Origin of the sequence: Thalassospira sp. MCCC 1A02491 (genome assembly GCF_001613785.1) — a bacterium.
Classification (GTDB): domain Bacteria; phylum Pseudomonadota; class Alphaproteobacteria; order Rhodospirillales; family Thalassospiraceae; genus Thalassospira; species Thalassospira povalilytica.
Genome location: NZ_LPVX01000029.1, coordinates 250,970 through 271,788 on the forward strand (window position 1 = coordinate 250,970; position 20,819 = coordinate 271,788).

Annotated in this window: 18 protein-coding genes; 10 read left to right on the forward strand and 8 right to left on the reverse strand. The window is 54.0% G+C overall.

All coding sequences use genetic code 11. From position 1 onward, the window contains the following. Positions 1–11 precede the first annotated feature (11 nt). From AUQ42_RS10880 to uvrA, 7 genes are all read left to right on the forward strand, one after another. Positions 12–893: a BadF/BadG/BcrA/BcrD ATPase family protein gene (locus tag AUQ42_RS10880; protein ID WP_068519101.1), complete on the forward strand. Its 882-nt coding sequence runs from the start codon at positions 12–14 to the stop codon at positions 891–893. Then, positions 890–1,651 (forward strand): GntR family transcriptional regulator, encoded by a 762-nt coding sequence (locus tag AUQ42_RS10885; protein WP_068519102.1) that lies wholly within the window; start codon positions 890–892, stop codon positions 1,649–1,651. The genes AUQ42_RS10880 and AUQ42_RS10885 overlap by 4 nt, the downstream gene beginning before the upstream one ends. A 41-nt stretch (positions 1,652–1,692) precedes the next feature. Continuing rightward, positions 1,693–2,736 (forward strand): SIS domain-containing protein, encoded by a 1,044-nt coding sequence (locus tag AUQ42_RS10890; protein WP_068519103.1) that lies wholly within the window; start codon positions 1,693–1,695, stop codon positions 2,734–2,736. Further along, the gene (gene nagA, locus AUQ42_RS10895; RefSeq protein ID WP_068519104.1) at positions 2,736–3,872 is read left to right on the forward strand and encodes an N-acetylglucosamine-6-phosphate deacetylase; all 1,137 of its coding nucleotides are present in this window, start codon (positions 2,736–2,738) and stop codon (positions 3,870–3,872) included. Before AUQ42_RS10890 ends, nagA begins: the two co-directional genes overlap by 1 nt. 43 nt (positions 3,873–3,915) lie before the next feature. Then, a complete protein-coding gene (locus AUQ42_RS10900) occupies positions 3,916–4,983 on the forward strand; it encodes a Gfo/Idh/MocA family protein (RefSeq protein ID WP_068519105.1) in 1,068 nt (355 codons plus the stop codon). Positions 4,984–5,003: 20 nt separating this feature from the next. After that, the gene (gene fbaA, locus AUQ42_RS10905) at positions 5,004–6,083 is read left to right on the forward strand and encodes a class II fructose-bisphosphate aldolase (RefSeq protein WP_068519106.1); all 1,080 of its coding nucleotides are present in this window, start codon (positions 5,004–5,006) and stop codon (positions 6,081–6,083) included. A 212-nt stretch (positions 6,084–6,295) separates the two neighbouring features. Then, complete coding sequence (gene uvrA, locus AUQ42_RS10910) at positions 6,296–9,124, forward strand: excinuclease ABC subunit UvrA (protein ID WP_068519107.1); 2,829 nt, start codon at positions 6,296–6,298, stop codon at positions 9,122–9,124. 124 nt (positions 9,125–9,248) lie between these two features. Here uvrA and AUQ42_RS10915 read toward each other — a convergent pair whose 3' ends face one another. Then, complete coding sequence (locus tag AUQ42_RS10915; RefSeq protein ID WP_068519108.1) at positions 9,249–10,214, reverse strand: hypothetical protein; 966 nt, start codon at positions 10,212–10,214, stop codon at positions 9,249–9,251. 196 nt (positions 10,215–10,410) lie between these two features. Between AUQ42_RS10915 and trmFO the strand changes: the two genes are divergently transcribed. Beyond that, the gene (trmFO, locus tag AUQ42_RS10920) at positions 10,411–11,757 is read left to right on the forward strand and encodes a methylenetetrahydrofolate--tRNA-(uracil(54)-C(5))-methyltransferase (FADH(2)-oxidizing) TrmFO (RefSeq protein ID WP_068519215.1); all 1,347 of its coding nucleotides are present in this window, start codon (positions 10,411–10,413) and stop codon (positions 11,755–11,757) included. Between the two features lie 59 nt (positions 11,758–11,816). On the opposite strand, the gene AUQ42_RS10925 is transcribed toward trmFO, so the two are convergent. The 3 genes from AUQ42_RS10925 to AUQ42_RS10935 all read right to left on the reverse strand — a co-directional run bounded on the left by AUQ42_RS10925 (position 11,817) and on the right by AUQ42_RS10935 (position 14,567). Beyond that, entirely contained in the window at positions 11,817–12,398 is a 582-nt protein-coding gene (locus tag AUQ42_RS10925; protein WP_101246186.1) for a hypothetical protein, read from the reverse strand. Positions 12,399–12,543: 145 nt separating this feature from the next. After that, positions 12,544–13,389 (reverse strand): phytoene/squalene synthase family protein, encoded by an 846-nt coding sequence (locus AUQ42_RS10930; protein ID WP_068519110.1) that lies wholly within the window; start codon positions 13,387–13,389, stop codon positions 12,544–12,546. Positions 13,390–13,394: 5 nt separating this feature from the next. Beyond that, a complete protein-coding gene (locus tag AUQ42_RS10935) occupies positions 13,395–14,567 on the reverse strand; it encodes a mechanosensitive ion channel family protein (RefSeq protein WP_068519111.1) in 1,173 nt (390 codons plus the stop codon). 109 nt (positions 14,568–14,676) lie between these two features. On the opposite strand from AUQ42_RS10935, the gene AUQ42_RS10940 reads away from it, so the two are divergent. Continuing rightward, the gene (locus AUQ42_RS10940; protein WP_068519112.1) at positions 14,677–16,029 is read left to right on the forward strand and encodes an NAD(P)-binding protein; all 1,353 of its coding nucleotides are present in this window, start codon (positions 14,677–14,679) and stop codon (positions 16,027–16,029) included. Positions 16,030–16,035: 6 nt separating this feature from the next. Here the strand turns inward: AUQ42_RS10940 and AUQ42_RS10945 are convergent, their stop codons facing one another. The 4 genes from AUQ42_RS10945 to yajC form a co-directional block, all read right to left on the reverse strand. Then, on the reverse strand, positions 16,036–16,416 hold the full coding sequence (locus tag AUQ42_RS10945; RefSeq protein ID WP_068519216.1) for an Mth938-like domain-containing protein: 381 nt from the start codon (positions 16,414–16,416) through the stop codon (positions 16,036–16,038). 126 nt (positions 16,417–16,542) lie between these two features. Further along, complete coding sequence (gene secF / locus AUQ42_RS10950; RefSeq protein WP_068519113.1) at positions 16,543–17,472, reverse strand: protein translocase subunit SecF; 930 nt, start codon at positions 17,470–17,472, stop codon at positions 16,543–16,545. Between the two features lie 19 nt (positions 17,473–17,491). Continuing rightward, positions 17,492–19,066, reverse strand: a complete 1,575-nt coding sequence (gene secD, locus AUQ42_RS10955) for a protein translocase subunit SecD (protein WP_068519114.1) — start codon at positions 19,064–19,066, stop codon at positions 17,492–17,494. A gap of 143 nt (positions 19,067–19,209) precedes the next feature. Further along, the gene (gene yajC, locus AUQ42_RS10960) at positions 19,210–19,581 is read right to left on the reverse strand and encodes a preprotein translocase subunit YajC (protein WP_068519115.1); all 372 of its coding nucleotides are present in this window, start codon (positions 19,579–19,581) and stop codon (positions 19,210–19,212) included. A gap of 362 nt (positions 19,582–19,943) precedes the next feature. On the opposite strand from yajC, the gene AUQ42_RS10970 reads away from it, so the two are divergent. Further along, complete coding sequence (locus AUQ42_RS10970; RefSeq protein ID WP_068519117.1) at positions 19,944–20,807, forward strand: ATP-binding protein; 864 nt, start codon at positions 19,944–19,946, stop codon at positions 20,805–20,807. Positions 20,808–20,819 lie beyond the last annotated feature (12 nt).

Below are 20,819 nucleotides of genomic sequence, written 5' to 3' on the forward strand. Positions count from 1 at the left end.
GTTGCTTTGAGATGAAAAACGAACAGCTTTATCTTGGTGTTGATGGCGGCGGAACGCAGTGCCGCGTTCGGATTGCAGATGCATCCGGACGGATCCTTGGTGAAGCTGTGCGTGGTGGTGCGAATACGCGACTTGGAGTCGATTACGTATTTGGCGAAATCATCGCAGCGGCGAAAATGGCCCTTTCCAATGCCGGGCTTGATGAAAAATACCTTGGCGATCTGCATGCGGGCCTTGGGCTTGCGGGCCTTCCGCTAACGCGTGATCGTCAGCTTGTGCAGTCCTATAATCACCCGTTCGCCGACATCTGCTTTGCGACAGATGCCTATACAGCATGCCTTGGTGCGCATGATGGCCAGGATGGCGCCATCCTGATTGTGGGGACCGGAACATGTGGCCAGGCAATCATCGGGGATCGACAGTTGTCTGTTGCCGGTTGGGGGTTCGAGGTTTCCGATCTTGGAAGCGGTGCGAGAATTGGACGCAATGCCATTGAAACCGCCCTGCTTGCCCATGATGGTTTGGCAAGGAAAACCGATCTGACCGCAGCGGTCATGGCCCGGTTTGATAATGACCCCGAAAATATCGTCATATTTGCGGAAAAAGCAAAGCCGTCCGACTATGGAAAACTCTGCCCGATGGTGTTTGATGCCGAAGCGGCTGGTGACAGTGTGGCGATTGACCTGATCCAGATCGCCGTCGACGCCAATCTGGCAATCTTGCGCAGGCTGGTTGATTTCGGTGCGCCGCGACTGACCCTGATGGGCGGACTGGCAGAACAGATGGCCCGGCGCATGCCGCCCGAAATTGCCGAATTGCTGGTTTCCGCGAAATTTGACGCCATGCATGGGGCTATCTTGATGGCCAAGCAACATGAAAGAGCCGCCGCATGATCGCAACGTCGGACGTCATTGCCAATCTCAGAACCCGCGACATCGAAAATAACGGGAATGGTCCTTTGTACCGTCGCCTGCAATCGGCGTTGAAGGCTGTGATTGATGATGGAATTTTGCAGGTCGAAGATGCCCTGCCCAGCGAGCGCGATCTGGCAACCGAACTTGGCATTTCACGGGTAACGGTTCGCAATGCGATGCGCGCCCTTGTCGAGGAAGGTGTTCTGGTTCAACGCCACGGCGCCGGAACGTTCGTCGCACCGCGTGTCGAGCAGGCCCTGTCACGCCTGACATCCTTTACCGAGGACATGATCACCCGTGGCATGGATCCAGGGGCCATCTGGATCGAAAAAACACTTGGTCATGCCTCACCCGAAGAAGCCATGGCGCTTAATCTGTCGCCGGGGACCGAAGTTACAAGGCTGCGTCGTCTGCGTACTGCCAATGACAAGCCGATGGCACTTGAATATGCGGTAATTCCGCGCGCCTTCCTGCCCAGCCCGGATGAAGTCGACAAATCGCTTTATGACGCGCTGGCGAAATACAACAAAAAGCCTGAACGCGCCCTTCAGCGGCTTCGGGCAGAACTTTTCGATGGCGAAACCGCCAAAATTCTGGGCGTTCCGGAAGGCAGTGCCGCGCTCTATATCGAGCGGCGGTCCTTTCTGGCAAATGGAACCCCGGTTGAGTTCACCCGGTCCTACTACCGCGGTGACAGTTACGACTTTATTGCTGAAATGCAGGTGGATGCCCGTTGACCAGATCAACGCATCCACCGGAAACCAAGGGAATACGGCATATGACAACGAATTGGCGCCCGCAAACACAGATGGGCCGCGAATTGGCAGAGGCTCCGGAAGTCGTTGCAACGCAGCTTGCGGGCAACAAGGACGCAATTGCCAAACTTGCTGACGATCTGCGCGCCAATCCGCCGAAATTTGTTGTGACCTGTGGTCGTGGCAGCTCGGACCACGCGACCCTTTATGCCAAGTACCTTATTGAAAGTCAGTTGGGCATTCCGGTGGTATCGGCCGCACCCTCGATCGTATCGATCTATAACCGGTCGATCGCCTCAAAGGATGCACTGTTCATCGCAGTTTCCCAATCAGGCAAGAGTCCCGACCTTGTCAAAAATGCCGAGGCGGCCCGTGACGCAGGCGCGCGAACCGTCGCACTGGTCAATGTGGTCGATTCCCCGCTTGCCGAAACTGTCGATCATGTCATCCCCCTGATGGCTGGTCCGGAAACAAGTGTTGCGGCAACCAAATCCTATATTGCCACATTGTCGGCGATTGCCCAGATCGTCGGTGCATGGACACAGGACGACGCATTCAACAAGGGTCTTGGCAATCTTCCGCAATCCCTGCGTACGGCTCTTGAAAAGGATTGGCTGGGGGCCTCGGAAACCATCGCCAAATCAAACGGGCTTTATGTCATTGGCCGCGGGCCTGCCTTTGCAATCGCCCAGGAGGCAGCCCTTAAATTCAAAGAAACCAGCAGCTTGCATGCCGAAGCTTTCAGCGCGGCTGAAGTAAAGCATGGCCCGATGGCGCTGGTAACGCCGACCTTCCCGATGCTGGTCTTTTCACAGCAAGACGCATCGCGCGACAGTGTCGAGGACTTTCTGGCGGAAATGCGAGCCAAGACCGACAATCTGTTTGCAGCCGAAACCGGATATGCGGACGTAAAGGGACACCTTCCGGTGGTCGAGGATATCCATCCGTTGCTTGCCCCGATTACGATGATCCAGACTTTCTATACACTTGCTGAAAGTGTTGCGCTGGCGCGCGGCTGTAATCCGGATGCCCCGCCGCATCTTTCGAAAGTGACGGAGACGCACTAATGACCAGTTTTGCCATTGCAAATGCCCGCATTTTCGACGGGACAGAATTTCTCGACGGAAAGGCGGTTGTTATACGCGATGGCAAAATTGATGCCATTTGCGCGGATAACGCCCTGCCCGACGGGATTGACGTTATCGATGGCAAGGGACAGGTTCTTGCCCCCGGACTGATTGATGTTCAGGTCAATGGTGGTGGCGGTGTTCTTTTGAATGATCAGCCGGATGTCGCTGGTATTCGCGCCATCATGGCGGCCCATCGCAAATTTGGCACCACGGCAATGCTACCGACCCTGATCACGGATTATCGTGACAAGATGGAAGCAGCCATTGCGGCGGTTGAGGACGCGATTAACGAAAACGTCCCTGGCATCGTCGGTATTCATCTTGAAGGGCCGTATCTGAACAAAGAACGCAAGGGTGTGCATTCAGCCGACATCATCCGCCCGATGGAAGATGACGCAATCGATCTTCTAAGCCGTCTTCCAAATGGCCGGATACTGGTAACAATGGCACCGGAAAAGGCCACCAGCGGGACGATCAAAAAGCTTTCTGACAAAGGAGTTCTTGTCTGTGCCGGGCACACGGCAGGTACTTATGACGACATTCAAAAGGCGATCAGCGAAGGTTTGCGCGGCTTTACGCATCTGTTCAATGCCATGAGCCCCCTTACCCACCGTGAACCCGGTGTTGCCGGGGCTGCGATGGCCGATGATGTGACATGGTGTGGCCTGATCGTTGACGGTTATCACGTTCATCCGGCCGCGGTGAAGATTGCTGTAAACGCAAAGGCAACCGGCAAGATCATGCTGGTCACTGATGCCATGCCGACTGTCGGGGCCTCGGACAAGCGATTCAATCTTGGTGGGGAAGAAATTATTGCCACGGATGGCCGGTGCGCCCTGGCGGATGGGACGCTGGCGGGCTCCGACCTTGATATGATTGGTGCGGTTCGAAATTGCGTGGAAATGGTAGGGATTGAGCTTGGCGAAGCCCTTCGCATGGGGTCACTTTACCCGGCTGCGTTCTTGAAACTGGATCATAAAATGGGGCGTATCGCCCCGGGTTATCAGGCGGACATGATCCTGTTTGATGGCGAATACAACGTGACCAGAAGCTGGATCAATGGCGCTGAATAACAGACACAATCAATAATTTATCAGGTATTTCAGGAGGCACAAAATGAAGCCGGTTCGCATTCTTGTTATTGGGCTTGGCAATATGGGCATGTCCCATGCAAAGGCCTATCACGCCCTTGACGGGTACGAGATTGTCGGCATCTGTGCCCGGTCGTCAATTCCTGCTGATAAATTGCCGGACGGTTTTGCAAACTATCCTCAGTTTACCGACTTTCACACTGCCCTTGCCGAAACGAACCCGGATGCAGTTTCGATAAATACCTATACCGAGACCCATGCGGACTTTGCGATTGCCGCGTTTGAAGCTGGTGCGCATGTCTTTATTGAAAAGCCGCTTGCAGCCACTGTCGAAGATGCCGAACGGGTTGTGGCAAGCGCACGCAAACATGACCGCAAGCTCGTGATTGGCTATATCCTGCGCCATCATCCGTCCTGGGAAAAGTTTGTTGAAATTGCCAAGACCCTTGGCAAACCGCTTGTGATGCGCATGAACCTTAACCAGCAAAGCAGTGGCGCATTCTGGGAAACCCACAAACGTCTTCTGAACAGCGTATCACCCATTGTCGATTGTGGTGTTCATTATCTTGATATCATGTGTCTGATGACCGGGGCCAAGCCGGTGTCGGTCAATGCAATCGGCGTTCGCCTGTCTGACGATGTCGCGCCCGATATGTATAATTACGGGCAGTTGCAAGTTCGCTTTGATGACGGTTCTGTTGGCTGGTACGAGGCCGGCTGGGGCCCGATGATCAGCGAAACCGCCTTCTTTGTGAAAGATGTCATTGGCCCGAAAGGCAGCGTATCAATCACCGATGTCGAAGAAAAAGGTGCTGGATCGGCCGACATCGATACGCATACCAAGACAAATGCATTGCGCCTGCATCATGCGGAAACAGACAGTGCCGGTGAATTTACCCGCTCAGACGAAATTATCCGCACCGATGACGAACCTGATCATGATGGTCTTTGCCTGCGCGAACAGCAATTTTTCCTAAAGTCTATAACAGAAAATCTTGACCTGACGCAGCATATGGAAGATGCATTGGGCTCTCTACGGATTGCCCTTGCCGCGGATCAGTCGGTTCGCACGGGGGCACCTGTTTTACTCTGACCCCCAGGAGGAGTACCCACATGCCTTCCGTTAAACCCGGTGTTGTTACCGGTGCTGCCTATCGTGACCTTGTCGCTGCCTGCAAGCAGGACGGTTACGCCCTTCCCGCTGTGAATATTACATCGTCAAGCACGATGAACGCAGCCCTTGAAGCCGCTGCGAATGCCGGTTCTGACATCATCATTCAGCTTTCGAATGGTGGCGCACAGTTCTTTGCTGGTAAGGGCATCAAGGACGCCGATGCGGCCCGTGTCGTGGGCGCAGTTTCGGCTGCCCGTCATGCGCAGCTTCTTGCTGAATATTATGGTGTTGCTGTTGTCATGCATACCGACCACGCGAACCGCAAGTTCGTTCCGTGGGTCGATGAAATGCTGAAATGGAGCGAAAAGGCCTATGCCGAAACCGGCAAGGCGCTTTACAGCTCCCACATGCTTGATCTGTCCGAAGAATCGCTTGAAGACAACCTGTCGACTTGCGAGACCTTCCTCAAACGCATGTCCGCCATCGAAATGAGCCTGGAAATCGAACTGGGTGTAACCGGTGGCGAAGAAGACGGCATCGGTCACGAACTTGATACTTCAAGTGACGAGATCGACCCGCGTCTTTACACCCGTCCGGAAGAAGTCGAAGAAGCCTATCGTCGCCTTTCGCCGCTTGGCCATTTCTCGGTCGCAGCTGCATTTGGTAACGTCCACGGCGTCTACAAGCCGGGCAACGTCAAACTGCGTCCGGAAATCCTTTTGGAAAGCCAGAAGTTTGTCGCCGAGAAGCATGGGCTTGATGATCGCCCGCTGGACTTCGTATTCCATGGCGGTTCGGGTTCGGAAAAAGAAAAAATCGAAGAAGCCGTCGGCTATGGCGTCTTCAAGATGAATATCGACACCGATACCCAGTTTGCCTATGCCCGTCCGGTCGGTGAGTATGTTGAAGCAAATGCACGTGCGTTCAAATACCAGGTCGATCCGGAAACGGACAAACCCTACAAGAAAAATTACGACCCGCGTGTCTGGATCCGCGAAGCTGAACTGTCGATGGCAGCGCGCCTCGAAGAAGCCTTCAAGGATCTCGGTGCCACTGGTCGTTCCGTGACCAAAGGCTAAGCCATCTTTTGCTTTGTCTGACCCGTTGGGTCACAGGATTTATGAAACCCGCCGGACTTGTTCGGCGGGTTTTTTCATGCATTTTTGGGTGCGGTGATTGTGTAATGTCAGTCTCCTGACAAATACTGACAGGAACTGTCAGGGGTGCGCTTGCGTATAGTGTTTGCGTCCTCTATACACTTTCCGAACAATTCAGGAACAAAAGGCCCGACATGCTGACGAAAATTTCGGTTCGCGGTGCGAAAGAACACAATCTTCAGAACATTGATGTTGAATTGCCCCGCGATTCACTGGTGGTCATTACCGGCCTGTCGGGATCGGGTAAAAGTTCGCTTGCGTTCGATACGATCTATGCCGAAGGCCAGCGTCGTTATGTCGAAAGCCTGTCTGCATATGCCCGTCAGTTCCTTGAACTGATGCAAAAGCCGGATGTCGAATATATCGATGGTCTGTCGCCGGCCATTTCCATCGAACAAAAAACCACGTCGCGTAACCCGCGTTCGACCGTGGGAACCGTGACCGAGATTTATGACTATATGCGCTTGCTTTGGGCGCGTATCGGCATCCCCTATTCGCCGGCGACCGGCCTTCCGATTGTCAGTCAGACCGTGTCGCAGATGGTCGACCGTGTGATGGAAATGGAAGAAGGAACACGGTTGTATCTTTTGGCGCCGATCGTCCGTGGTCGTAAGGGTGAATACAAAAAAGAACTGCGTGATTTGCGCTCGCGCGGGTTCCAGCGCGTCAAAATTGACGGCGAAATGTATGACATCGATGATGCGCCGGAACTGAATAAAAAGCTGAAGCACGACATTTCTGTTGTTGTCGATCGGTTGATCGTGAAAGACGGCATCGCAACCCGCCTGGCCGACAGTTTTGAAACTGCTCTTGAACTGACTGACGGCATTGTCCTTACCGAAGATGCCAAAACCGGCGAAACAACCGTATTCTCGGCGAAGTTCGCCTGCCCGGTTTCCGGCTTCACGATCGAGGAAATCGAACCGCGCCTGTTTTCATTCAACAACCCGTTTGGCGCCTGCCCGGCCTGTGACGGTTTGGGAACCCAGATGGAGTTTGATCCGATGCTGGTTGTTCCTGATGAAAGCAAGACGCTTGAAGATGGGGCGGTCGCACCATGGGCCAGCACGACGTCGAAATATTACCTGCAGACCCTGAAATCAGTCGCAAAGCACTTCGGTTTTAAAACCAATGTTGCCTGGGAAAAGTTGCCCAAAACGGCGCAGGACATCATCCTGCATGGGTCGGGTGACGAAGAAGTCACTGTCACCTATGACGATGGATCGCGCAGTTACAAGGTTTCGCGCCCGTTCGAAGGTGTCATTCCGAACATGGCGCGACGCTGGCGCGAGACAGACAGTCAGTGGGCCCGCGATGAACTGGCGAAATATCAGATGGTGTCACATTGCCCAACCTGTGCGGGCAAGCGTCTGAAACCAGAAGCATTGGCTGTCAAAGTCGATGGTTGCGACATCTCGCAGGTGACGGATCTTTCAATTGCCAAAGCCGGTGACTGGTTCATCGCCCTTGAAGGCAAGCTGAACGAAAAGGAAACCGAAATCGCGCGCCGTATTCTGCGCGAAATTAACGACCGGTTGCGCTTCCTGCGCGATGTGGGGCTTGATTATCTTTCCATGTCACGCACATCAGGCACCCTTTCGGGCGGTGAAAGCCAACGTATCCGTCTGGCGTCGCAAATCGGGTCGGGTTTGACCGGTGTTCTGTATGTACTTGATGAACCGTCCATTGGTCTGCATCAGCGCGACAATGACCGCCTGCTCGATACTCTTAAGCGGTTGCGCGATCTCGGGAATACGGTTCTGGTCGTTGAACATGATGAAGACGCCATTCGTGCCGCGGATTATGTGATTGATATGGGCCCGGGTGCCGGCATTCATGGCGGACGCATCGTTGCCCAGGGCACCCCGGAAGAAATCCAGCAAAACCCGGAAAGCCTGACCGGCAAGTATCTGGTTGGTGTTGAACAGATTGCCGTTCCAAAGGAACGTCGTAAAGGCAACGGCAAGTCCATCACGATCAAGGGGGCCAAAGCCAACAACCTTCAGGGCATTGATGTCGACTTCCCGCTGGGCAAGTTCATCTGTGTTACCGGTGTGTCAGGTGGCGGGAAATCCAGTCTTGTCATCGAAACGCTATATAAGGCGTTGGCAAAACGGATGCATAATGCCCGCCATCATCCCGGGGCACATGATGCAATTACCGGGATCGAGCTGATCGACAAGATCATTGACATCGACCAAAGCCCGATCGGGCGAACACCGCGGTCGAACCCGGTGACCTATACCGGTGCCTTTACACCGATCCGTGACTGGTTTGCCCAACTGCCAGAAGCCAAGACCCGCGGTTACAAGCCCGGACGTTTTTCATTCAACGTCAAAGGCGGTCGTTGCGAAGCCTGTCAGGGTGATGGTGTCATCAAAATCGAAATGCACTTCCTGCCCGATGTTTATGTCACATGCGATCAGTGCAAGGGTAAACGCTACAACCGCGAAACGCTGGAAATATCGTTTAAAGGCAAATCGATATCTGATGTTCTTGACATGACGGTGGAAGAAGGCGCGGACTTCTTCAAGGCCGTTCCTTCGATCCGTGACAAGATGGAAACCCTTAAACAGGTTGGTCTGTCCTATATCCATCTGGGCCAACAGGCCACAACCCTTTCGGGCGGTGAAGCGCAGCGCGTGAAGCTTGCCAAGGAACTGTCAAAACGGGCGACCGGGCGGACAATCTATATTCTGGATGAACCGACCACCGGTCTTCATTTCCATGATATCCGCAAATTGCTTGAGGTCCTTCATACCCTTGTTGACCAAGGCAACACCGTCGTTGTGATCGAACACAACCTTGATGTCATCAAGACTGCCGACTGGATCATTGATATCGGCCCCGAAGGCGGCGACGGTGGTGGCCAGTTGGTCGGCACCGGCACGCCCGAAACCATCATGGCCAATGAACGAAGCTATACCGGGCGCTATCTTAAACGGCATTTGGGGCTTGAATAACCAAAGGGCTGCTTTCACCAGCCGCCGTTATAAAAGCCGCCACGATACAAAGAGAGGCGCGAACATTTTCTATGATGTTCGTGCCTCTTTTCTTTTGCGCCCTGTATGAGCAGGCATCTACGTCCTAACTGTTGCTTGCCACCCGGTTTTCGACCCGCCGCACAAGTGCAGTGCTTAGTCGTTCACTAAACCCGGACAGAAAGGCAAAAACCAGAACGATTGACAGTTGCCGTCCGGCCGGTGACGAACTGCTGATCTGGTCGAGGTCGTCAAGATTATGCAGATCGTCAAGCGGAATGGGCAACATCCCTGCCCGCAGCGCGAAAAGCACAATCAGGGCGAAACAAAATCCCATGCATGGACGGAACAGAAAATTGAAAAAGACCGATGATGGCTCCATCTCGCCCCATGGTGTCTGTTTGCCAAGCCGCATCATCATGCTGGTCAGAGCCCCGATCGCGCCAAAGCTGCCCACAAAAAACAAAAGATCATAGCTGAACCCGAAAAGCTTGCCGTTTCCGGTGCTGATGATGGTGTCAATCTGAACAAACAGCAGCACCGCAAAAATCAATACGATCGGCGACAGGGCAAGTGCCAGTGCGGCAATACGCAAACTTTTGTTGAATGCCTTTTGCAGGGTTGTTTGCGGTGATGACGGTTTCGGGTGTTCTTTGGCCTCGTCTTGCAGATCATGCAAATAGCCATGAACGAACCCGTCACGGCCCTGGTTAAGCGCAAGAAGCATCAAAATGGCGTCTGACTGCTTGCGCTCCCGGCCGGGATCATCAAGGGTTTCGTCTTCATTGCGCCACCAACGCAAAAACGCCCGTGTAACAAGGGATGCGCGCCATCCCTGACGTGTTGCAACCACATATTCGATCATGCTTTCGATGTCGGTGGCAGTGAAATTGCCGTCATTAAAACCGCCGAATGGAAAACCGACCCTGCGTTCACTGTTATCGGGCTTTTCATTATCCTGCGCGTCGCATCTGTCCTTGTCATCAATGATGACGGGGCGCCGCCGCGGCACCAGACCGATAACCGGGCAATGTGTGGGTTCGTATCCATATGGGTGATGCGGGTAGCTCATGTCGGCCCCAGTTTCACATATGTTTGACAGAACGGGTCTGGCATTTATGACGGGGAAGATGTGGCTTTGTGAATTAATCATGCCTGCATGCACAAAGCCAACGGGCACTATGGCGCAAATCACTTGAAATCTTCCCCCATGCACCGCTATGTGTGTGCCAAGCATTCAACACATTCTTCGCGAGGAGTTCGCACACGTGAATACGGTGAAACCTGTTCATATCATTGGCGCCGGTCTGGCGGGCAGTGAAGCCGCCTGGCAACTGGCCGAGGCCGGTGTGCCGGTGGTTCTGCATGAAATGCGCCCGGTTCGCCCGACAGACGCGCACCATACCGACAAATGCGCCGAACTCGTCTGTTCAAACTCGTTCCGGTCCGATGACAAGGAATATAATGCCGTCGGCCTGATCCATGACGAAATGCGCCGTGCGGGTTCGATCATCATGCGGTGTGCCGATCAGCACAAAGTCCCCGCTGGTGGTGCCCTTGCCGTTGATCGCGAAGGTTTTTCGCAGGCGGTCACCGATGCGCTTGAAAACCATCCATTGATAACAATGGAGCGCGGCGAGATTGATGGTCTTCCCCCCGAGGAATGGGAACAGACCATCATTGCCACCGGTCCCCTGACGTCCGGTGCGCTGGCCGACGCCATCCGCAAGGTTACCGGCGAAGAAAGCCTGGCCTTCTTCGATGCGATTGCACCGATTGTCTATAAGGAAAGCATCGATTTCGACAAGGCCTGGTTCCAGTCGCGATATGACAAGGGCGACGGCAAGGATTACATCAACTGCCCGATGGATGCGGACGAATATAACCGCTTTATCGACGCCCTGATCGAAGGCGAGAAAACCGAATTCAAGGAATGGGAAAAAGACACGCCCTATTTTGACGGCTGTCTTCCGATTGAAGTCATGGCCGAACGCGGTCGTGAAACCTTGCGCCATGGGCCGATGAAGCCGGTCGGACTGACCAACCCGCACAACCCGACTGTAAAGCCACGCGCGATTGTTCAGCTTCGTCAGGATAATGCCCTTGGTACGCTTTACAATATGGTCGGTTTCCAGACCAAACTGAAATACGGTGCGCAGATTGACGTTTTCCGCACCATTCCGGGGCTGGAAAATGCCGAGTTTGCCCGCCTGGGCGGCATTCATCGCAATACGTTCCTGAATTCACCGCGTTTGCTTGATGCGACACTGCGTCTTAAAGCCCGTCCTGATCTGCGATTTGCTGGTCAGATTACCGGTTGCGAAGGCTATGTTGAAAGTGCTGCCGTCGGCTTGATGGTTGGGCGGTTCACGGCTGCGGAAAAAGCCGGTGTTGCCATCCCGACCCCGCCGCTAGCAACCGCGATGGGGGCCCTTTTGAACCACATTACCGGTGGTGCCGATGAAAGCACCTTCCAGCCGATGAATGTTAATTTTGGTCTGTTCCCTGATCTGGAGCTGACCAAACGGGTCAAGGGCCGTGATCGCAAAAAGCTTTATACAGATCGTGCCATTCCGCTGTTTGATGAATGGCTAAGTGCGATCGACGCCGCCTGATATGACAAAAGCCGCATCTTCGGATGCGGCTTTTTCATTGGTACCAGTGCAATTCGCGACTAGTAGCTTTTCTTCTGACGGGTCAGTTTTCCGGTAACATCACGAATTTGCTCGCCATCGCGGAACCGCCGGAAAATCAGATCCATATTGCCGTCTTCGTCGAGTTTCCGTTCATAGACCTGCATCTCGTAGCCGCCCTCGTCCGTGATATAAAGGGCGTGAATGGTCAAGGTCTTGTCAACGATACGGGCCCAAAAGAACGGCTCCCCCTTTAACGGGTCATTGGGAATGCGTTTTCCGAACAATCCGGACCGCATGGCACTGCCATAAATGTCGGGACGTTCGGTCGAATAAAACTCGATGCTTAGTGATACATTCTTTTCGCGGCCATCGGCCTTGTGGATGACAGTCGCCCAATCAACGTTGAAACCGCGTTCTGTCTTGGCGATTGTAACGTCAAGATCACGTGCCTGCAGCTCACCTTCGGCGTGTTCAATGGTCACCCCGTGATAGACTCCGACAAACGGATCAATGCTGGCGGCCTGGCCCATTGATGGCAAAAATCCCATCAGGCAAATCACCCCGGCCAGCATCAGCCTGGTCAGCCAGTCACGTCCGGGTCTGGAATGCGGATATGCCATATGAGCCCTCATTCTGGGTGGCTACTGAACGTTACGCCGCGAAATCAACGCGTTAATCACGCTAGCACGGACAGAACAAACCTGTCTTATCCTTTATCGTTAATGTAGATGATATTTTTGCAATATCCAGTCTGTCCGATGAAACCTAAAATCGTTTCAACAGACCACTCACCATCAGACGGACACTGGCCGGGCGCGCCAAACCAAATTCGGCCGAGAAAGGATCGAATTTCGCCTTGGCAAGTTTGCGCAAATATCCATCTGCCAGCACAGTCGGCAGGACTGCGGCATGTGCGCCCTTTGGAACAGCGCGGCGAAGTTTGCGTGCTTCTTTGATGCGGCTTTGCGCAAGTTCGGCCAGTTCACGGGTCAGATTGCGAACTTCATCCTTCTTACGAAATTCGAAAATGTCACTTTGCACGACATTGTGGTGTTCCATCCGGTCCTTGGGCAGATAAAGCCGTTTGGCGCGCCCGTGAAACACCATGGCGCGCATAATCCCGACCAAGCCGTATGCGTTGCCGGCAAGGCGCACGGCCTGTTGACCCGCTTCATCCGTAACACCCAGTATACGCGCTGCAAGAACCGCCATCTGCCCCGATGTTTGATCAATATATCGGTCAAGTTCCGCCTGATCTGCCGGTTGGCGATCCTCTAGATCGAATTCACGTGCCGCCACAACCGTTTCCAGATCGTCGACGGACAAAGCCCCGGTTTGCACCAAATCTGCCAGCGGTTCGACGACCTCATGCTTGCGGACCTTGCCTTCGGCGATTTCCGAAAGCGTATCGCGCCACCATTGCAGGCGGATATGGCCCAGCATGATCTCACTGACCATTTCACGGGTTTTTGAAACTTCCTGATTGAAGGCATAAAGGGTGAATAGGTCTTCGCGCTTTTCCGGTGCCGCAAACAGGGCACACAAAAAACGGTCGCGGTCGTGGCGGCGTGTATAGTCCGCGCAATGTGATAATTTTGGCGTATCAGTCATTGTGTTTATCCGATCTGACGTGCGGGTCGCTGATCGTTTTTGGTGTCGACAAGGTTATCAGGAAGGCTTTCGACATAAAGCGATTGGGATGGGAAGGCAAAGGCAGCGTCTTCTTCCTCGACGATGCGCTTGAATGCGATGATGTGGCGGTTGCGAATTTCACGCCATGTAACCCAGTCTGTGGTCTTCGTAAAGTAATACAGATCAATATTGATCGAGCTTGCACCGAAATCGGACAAATGAACCATCTGCGCAACATCCGTCTGTGCGACGTCGTCGTCATTTTTCAGAAAGTCACGCAGCTTTTCGACAATCCGTTCCATCTGTTTGGCTGTTGTGCGGTATTCCAGTCCGATGACCATCTTGATGCGACGATGGGTCATGCGTGACCAGTTGATCACGGGTGAGTCCACAATCTGGGCATTCGGCATGGTAACAAGCGCCTTGGCAAAGGTCCGGACCTTGGTCGCCCTCAGGCCCACCTCCTCGACCGTTCCTTCGAAATGGGGCGTTTCAATCCAGTCACCGCGCTTGTATAGATTGTCCGCAAAGATCGTCAGGCCGCCAAAGATGTTGGCAACCGAATCTTTGGCCGCCAGCGCCACAGCCATCCCGGCAAGGCCAAGCCCGCCCAGAAAGGCCGAAACATCAATTCCCCACCCTTCAAGGAAGATAACAAAGCCGATCACAACGATCAGCGTTTTGACCCCGCGGATAAAGAATTGCCGCAAGTCGTCACCAAGACCGGCACCAAACCGCCCGATCAAGCTGTTAAGTGACACCGCAACCGGTTCGACAGCCCGAAACAGGGCCCAGAACACGCAAAACATTGCTGCGATATGGATTGCCTCGATCAGGGGTGCATCAATCGCCACCGGCAGGTCCAGAAGCTTCACGGCGAAATAGGCGCCAAGCAACATCACCAGCACCTGAAACGGCAAGGCAAAAGCATCAAGGACATTTGCAATCATGCTGCGTTCGGTTTGATGCGCGATGCGTCTCAACACACCAAGTACCCCGCGCACCAGAACGCGCTTGAACACAAAGAATACGAACAGGACCAAGACCGCACCAACAAGCCGTCCGACTTCGCCGCCGCCAAGCAGATCGACCCAACTGTTCATTTGGTCGATGACTTCGGTGTTCAGGCTGTCCAGTTCGTTTGAAATTTCATCCATGGCTTGTAAGCTGTTCTGCTGTTAAGGTTATTTTGTCAGACCGAATGACACGATAACGTGCAAACCAGTTAATTCTGGCCTTGTATAACAATTAAAGTGGCGCAGGCATATGGCATCCTTCACGTCTGGGAAAGTTCACGTTGTTGGCGGCGGCCTTGCCGGGGCGGCATTGGCAACCCGGATGGCAGAAGATGGTGCAGAAGTCGTCCTTTACGACGAAGGCGAGCCGTTTGAAAGCCGTTGGACGCGCGGCATGCAAACCGCACCTGAAAACCACAAAACTGCCGAACCCGAGATTTTCTATGACCCCGAAGGCTTGGTCGCCGATTATTTTGCCGGTTTCCCGGAAATTCCCAAAAAGCTGATCCGGCCAGCCCATTGCGTGATCGGACTTAAACGAGGCCGGCGCAAACCAGCCGTTATTTCACTTGATCACGGTATCGCGCGTGCCCTTGTTGCCCGACGACTTGGCTTTGTCGCGCGCGCCTATACTGCCCTGGGTTTGTCGCGGCAACGCTATGCCAGTGAAGAAAGCCGGGTTGATAACGTTCTGTCTTCGGGTGACTTCGATAGTGACGAACAGGCCAACCAGCCCGGCACATACCATCGCGATGCATTGGCGGTGTTGGCTGAAACATTGTTTTCGATCCCGGCGCACCGGTGTTCACGCGCCCTGTTGGCACGTGTTCTTGTTCCGAAAATATCAGCATTGTTTTCAAAGTCACATGAACCGGTATTTTCGGCCATTGATCCGATCATCCTTAATGACATTGCCCTTCCGACCTTGCGCGAACGATTTGTTGCCGCGGGTGGCACAGTGATGGCACGCACAAAACTTGGTGACATTGACAGTACATCGGAGTTCGCAACAGACTTGCTGTTTAATGACGATATTCAGGTGGTTCTGAAGCCAGGTGACGCCGTTGTGCTGGCGCTGCATCCACGGCCGCTTTGCGATGCGGTGCCTGATATCGGCATTCCACCGGCCCCTGCCCGCCGTCAGACCGTTGCCTTTGAAATGCGGCGGCCATTTGCCGAGCCAAGTTGCCTTCTGGTCAGTGACGACCTTGTCCGGGCAATCTACTGTCATCGCCGCCACGTACAGGTCAGCCTCAACAGCAGCTTTCACATGCCGACCGACGGCACCACTGATCAGATTGTTGCCCGGGTCTGGCAAAGATGTCTTTGGTTATGCAATCAATATCTCAATGTCGATCTGCAAGCACGGTCTCGCAATGCTGACGGGATCGACCATCCGAAATTCAGCTTCATCGATGCCGAGGCCCCCTTCCCGGAATTCACCCCGGGCCATGCGGCTTTACGTGATCGTTTGAAATTGCCGTGGGAGAACCTGTTTCTGTGCGGGGAATCGTTCCCGGCCGGCTATGCACCGGGACCTGCTGCAATATTTGCCAGCGTAAAGCAGGTCCGCCAACAGTTGCAGCACTATCTGCGCGGCTAGCCTTGATCAAACCGCAATCAAGGCTGCGGCGACGCGGCGTGCTTCGGCGACAAGAACGTTATAGGTCCGGCATGCCGCACCGGTATCCATCGGTTCGATCACAATGCCATGTTCCTTCAATGCGTGGCGCCACGCGAATGGCACCGGCATCAGGCGGCTGCCCATACCAAGCAGCAGAATTTCGATCTCGTCTGCTTTTTCGATCACGCGGGCGAATGAGTCGACCGTGATATCGTCCATGGATTTGACATTCCAGGAATAGATCGATTCCGGAAACAGCAGGACCGACCCATTGACGGTTTCTTCGCCAAAGCGGAACAGACCGTCACCGTAACTCGACACCAGATTGCGACCTTCGGCAACAAGTGGGCTGACTTCAAGTGACATGGCAATCCTCATATGGTCTGGTGCGCAGTTTTCCACCTGGTTCAGGCAGAAAGCCAAAAGAAAAAGGCCGGGGCGTTTTCGCACATCCCCGGCCTTCTTGCAAATTCTAGATCATCCGATCAGCGATCAGGCTTTTGCTTCCTGACCTTCTTCGGCTTCCGGAATTTTCCGTTTGAGACGCAAGACAATCAGAAGTGGCGATGCCACACAGATTGATGAATAGGTCCCGATCACGATGCCAAAGATCAGCGCCATTGTGAAACCGCGGATCGCCTCGCCGCCAAAGGCAAACAACGCAATCAGCGCCAACAAGGTCGTGAACGACGTCATGGTCGTACGCGACAGGGTCGAGTTGATCGAAAGATCAAGCAGATCCGGGATTTCCATTTTGCGGAACTTGCGCAGATATTCACGGATGCGGTCAAACACAACGACCGTATCGTTGATCGAATAACCTGCAACCGTCAAAACGGCTGCCAGCGTTGCCAGATCGAACTGCACACCAGTGATCACAAAGAAGCCAACCGTGATCACGACGTCATGCAAAAGCGCAACAACGGACGCCACGGCGAACTGCCATTCAAACCGGAACCAGATATAGATCATGATCAGCAGAAGCGAGATCACAACCGAATAGAATCCGGCTTCCTTGAGCTCGTCACCGACTTTCGGGCCGACAAGCTCGCTTCGACGGATGGTTACATTTTCGCCAAGGGCTTCTGTAACTTTCGCCAATGCGGCCATCTGGGCCTTTTCGTCACCATCCTGACGTTGGAGCTGGATCAACACGTCGTCAGCCGCCCCAAATTCCTGGATCGAGACATCGCCAAGACCAAGACTGCCCAACTTGTCGCGCAAACCGCTAATGTCTGCCGGACCTTCGGTCTTGATCTCGACCAGGATACCCCCGCGGAAATCAATCCCGAAATTAAGGCCTTTGGTCGCAAACAGTGCCGCAGATGCAAGAACCAGCGCCATCGATACGATGTAAAAGATTTTCCGGAATTTGAGGAACGGGATGTTCACGTCATCCGGGATAAGATGCAAAGGTTTCATATCTTCCCTGTTCCCTTCCTCAAAGTACCAGTTCCGTCGGGCGGCTGCGCTTGACCCAGACGGAAATCATCAAACGGGTCAGCCAGATCGCCGAGAACATCGACGTGATGATCCCGATGGCCAGCGTCACGGCAAAGCCCTTGATCGGGCCAGAGCCGAAGCTGAACAGCACCAGGGCCGCAATCAGCGTCGTGATGTTCGCATCAAGAATGGTCGACATGGCACTGCGATAACCGGCATCAATCGAATTGATGATCGTTCGGCCGTTACGACGTTCTTCGCGAATGCGTTCAAAGATCAGCACGTTGGCATCAACAGCCATACCGACCGTCAGAACGATACCTGCAATCCCCGGCAGCGTCAGTGTTGCCTGCAAGACAGACATCACCGCCAAAACAAGGATCAGGTTCATCATCAGGGCGATGTCGGCATAGATGCCAAAACGTCCATAGCTGATCACCATGAAGGCAATAACAAACACCAGACCAAGAACAGCAGCGATTTCGCCAGCTTCAACCGAATCCTGACCAAGGCCCGGACCGACAGAACGTTCTTCAAGGATCTGCATTGGGGCCGGCAATGCACCAGCACGCAGCAGCAATGAAAGATCGTTGGCTTCCTGCACGCTGAATTGTCCGGTGATGATGCCGTTGCCGCCCAGGATCGGTTCATTGATCCGCGGCGCGGAAATCACTTCACCATCCAGAACGATTGCCAGGCCACGCCCGGCATTCTTGCTGGTGACATCGCCGAAACGGGCGCCACCGGCCGCATCAAAGCGGAACGATACAACAGGACGACCGTCACTGAAGGTCGGCTGGGAATCAACAAGATTGTCCCCGGATACGACAATACGACGATCAATCAGATATTCGCGGATGCCCGCGGCCTTGTCCGACGCATCAGCAGCCGGCAGGATCATGGTTCCCGGCGGAAGACCGGTTGCACGGGCTTCAGCAGCCGTTTTCTCGTTATTGACAAGATGGAAGTTCATCTTGGCGGTACGGCCAAGGATCGCACGCAACCGCGACGGGTCATCAAGACCGGGCACCTGAACAACAATGCGATTTTCGCCCTGACGCTGGATCGACGGTTCCGTCGTGCCAAGTTCGTCAACACGGCGACGCACCACTTCAAGTGACTGCGCAATGGCACGGTCGATCAATTCCTTGCGGGCAACGGCGTTATAGGTAACGTGGATGTTGTTCCCCTCGCCGCTCAGCTCCGTATTGGGTTCTGCTGCGCGGGCGATCTCGCGGGCCTTTTCAACATCTTCAGGTTTGAGGATGGTGATCTCGGCACCGTTCGCGGTTGCTTCGCGCGGGCGGTTGCGGATCTGTTCCTGGCGCAGGTCGGTGCGGATCGTATCGGCAAGTGCGTCATAACGTTCACGCAGGACACTGTCCGTATCGACTTCAAGCAGCATATGCGAGCCGCCACGAAGGTCGAGGCCAAGATTAATCTGCTTGCCGGGCAAATAGCTTGCCTCGGTCGGGAATGTTCCCGACGGCAGGAAGTTTGGCGCGGCGTATATCACGCCCAAAGCACACACCAGAAGGACCAGTGCTGCTTTCCATTTGGTAAAATAAAGCATGTGTTCTTTGACCGGATCTGTCTGGGTCAACCTTGGTCTGGTTCCAAGGTTCTTGGAACAACGGGTATTTTGTACCGCTTCAGGCCACCGGTAAAATGCAAGAAGGCGGAGCCATGTGCCCCGCCTCACTTAGCGCCAAGAGATCAGTCTTTTTTGGTCTCTTCTTCTTTTTCTTCTTCTTTGGCGTCGTTCTTGGCCGGTTCGGTTTTCGACAGAACTGTCGAAACCATGCCGCGTGCCACTTTGACTTTTACGCCTTCGGCAATCTCGACGGACAACTCGTCATCACCAACAACTTTGGCAACCGTGCCGATCAGGCCACCTGCGGTGACGATTTTGTCGCCACGGCGGATCGCCTCGAGCATTGCTTTATGTTCTTTCTGTTTTTTCTGCTGAGGACGGATGAGCAGGAAATAGAAAACAACGAAAATCAGGATAAGCGGTGCGAACTGCATCAGTGCGCCTGCACCATCTGCACCACCAGCGGCCTGAGCGTAAGCCGTCGAAATAAACATTAGGAACTCCTAATTCCTCAGAACAAAAAATATCAACTGCCGGAATATAACGGCGTACAACGCCAAAGCAAGGAAGAACCGGATATAAAGGCGGAAAATTGGAAAACATGTGGTTTGGATCACCTCGATCCCGAACCGGTCTGACCGTAACAATCTGTTCCATTTGGCAGTCGGTATGCTAGTTTTCCCGCCAACAGGGTCTGTATTTAATGCAAGGACTGAAATGATCACCCGTCTTGAACGGGTCATGGCGCGACCTGCCCTACGTAACGTGCGGGCCTGGTGTCGTGTCATTCGTTTCGGCAACCGGTTTTCCGCAGTCCCTTGTGTCACCAAAAACAACAAACATCCAAGAGGCTTCGATGAGTACGGATTTCGATAAGTTGCTGCCAACGCTTGAACGTATTGCAACAGCACTTGAACGCATGGCCCCACCTGCACGAACCGAAAATGACCTGAGCGCGGCGGACGCCTTTGTATGGCAGGCCGAAACCGGCTATTTGCAGCCGGTGCGCAACGTCAACCGTATCGATATCGAGCTGCTGCAAGGCATCGGCCAGCAAAAGGAAATCCTGTATAACAACACGAAACGTTTTGCGGACGGATTGCCAGCCAACAACGCCCTGTTGTGGGGCGCACGCGGCACGGGCAAAAGCTCCATCGTCAAGGCGATGCACGCTAAAATCAACGCAGAACGTCCGGCCGCCTTGGCCCTGGTGGAAATTCATCGTGAAGACATTCCCAGCCTGCCCGACTTGCTTCACATTCTTGAACAAAGTGGCCGCCGCACGATCCTGTTCTGTGACGACCTGTCATTCGATATGCAGGATGAAAGCTACAAGTCGCTGAAAGCCGTGCTTGAAGGCGGAATTGAAGGCCGTCCCAAGAACGTTATTTTCTATGCCACGTCAAACCGCCGTCACCTTATGGCCCGCGACATGATTGAAAATGAACGTTCAACGGCGATCAACCCGTCCGAAGCGGTTGAGGAAAAGGTTTCACTGTCGGACCGCTTTGGTCTGTGGCTTGGCTTCCACAACATTTCCCAAGACGTCTATTTCGAAATCATCGAAGGCTACGCAAAGGAATTCAACCTCGACATGCCGGTTGAAGAACTGCACGCACGGGCCAAGGAATGGACCGTTACCCGCGGCAGCCGTTCGGGCCGCGTTGCATGGCAGTTTATTCAGGAAATTGCCGGTGAACTTGGCAAGTCGCTCGATTAAGCCGGTGCACAG

What these genes read in the sequence shown, in the direction of transcription:
- secD (WP_068519114.1), bottom strand. Translation starts at nt 19,066, where the DNA reads ATGCTTTATTTTACCAAATGGAAAGCAGCACTGGTCCTTCTGGTGTGT.
- AUQ42_RS10945 (WP_068519216.1), bottom strand. Translation starts at nt 16,416, where the DNA reads ATGTCACTTGAAGTCAGCCCACTTGTTGCCGAAGGTCGCAATCTGGTG.
- AUQ42_RS10925 (WP_101246186.1), bottom strand. Translation starts at nt 12,398, where the DNA reads ATGGCATATCCGCATTCCAGACCCGGACGTGACTGGCTGACCAGGCTG.
- yajC (WP_068519115.1), bottom strand. Translation starts at nt 19,581, where the DNA reads ATGTTTATTTCGACGGCTTACGCTCAGGCCGCTGGTGGTGCAGATGGT.
- AUQ42_RS10970 (WP_068519117.1), top strand. Translation starts at nt 19,944, where the DNA reads ATGAGTACGGATTTCGATAAGTTGCTGCCAACGCTTGAACGTATTGCA.
- nagA (WP_068519104.1), top strand. Translation starts at nt 2,736, where the DNA reads ATGACCAGTTTTGCCATTGCAAATGCCCGCATTTTCGACGGGACAGAA.
- fbaA (WP_068519106.1), top strand. Translation starts at nt 5,004, where the DNA reads ATGCCTTCCGTTAAACCCGGTGTTGTTACCGGTGCTGCCTATCGTGAC.
- secF (WP_068519113.1), bottom strand. Translation starts at nt 17,472, where the DNA reads ATGAAACCTTTGCATCTTATCCCGGATGACGTGAACATCCCGTTCCTC.
- AUQ42_RS10930 (WP_068519110.1), bottom strand. Translation starts at nt 13,389, where the DNA reads ATGACTGATACGCCAAAATTATCACATTGCGCGGACTATACACGCCGC.
- AUQ42_RS10900 (WP_068519105.1), top strand. Translation starts at nt 3,916, where the DNA reads ATGAAGCCGGTTCGCATTCTTGTTATTGGGCTTGGCAATATGGGCATG.
- AUQ42_RS10890 (WP_068519103.1), top strand. Translation starts at nt 1,693, where the DNA reads ATGACAACGAATTGGCGCCCGCAAACACAGATGGGCCGCGAATTGGCA.
- AUQ42_RS10885 (WP_068519102.1), top strand. Translation starts at nt 890, where the DNA reads ATGATCGCAACGTCGGACGTCATTGCCAATCTCAGAACCCGCGACATC.
- uvrA (WP_068519107.1), top strand. Translation starts at nt 6,296, where the DNA reads ATGCTGACGAAAATTTCGGTTCGCGGTGCGAAAGAACACAATCTTCAG.
- AUQ42_RS10935 (WP_068519111.1), bottom strand. Translation starts at nt 14,567, where the DNA reads ATGGATGAAATTTCAAACGAACTGGACAGCCTGAACACCGAAGTCATC.
- AUQ42_RS10940 (WP_068519112.1), top strand. Translation starts at nt 14,677, where the DNA reads ATGGCATCCTTCACGTCTGGGAAAGTTCACGTTGTTGGCGGCGGCCTT.
- AUQ42_RS10915 (WP_068519108.1), bottom strand. Translation starts at nt 10,214, where the DNA reads ATGAGCTACCCGCATCACCCATATGGATACGAACCCACACATTGCCCG.
- AUQ42_RS10880 (WP_068519101.1), top strand. Translation starts at nt 12, where the DNA reads ATGAAAAACGAACAGCTTTATCTTGGTGTTGATGGCGGCGGAACGCAG.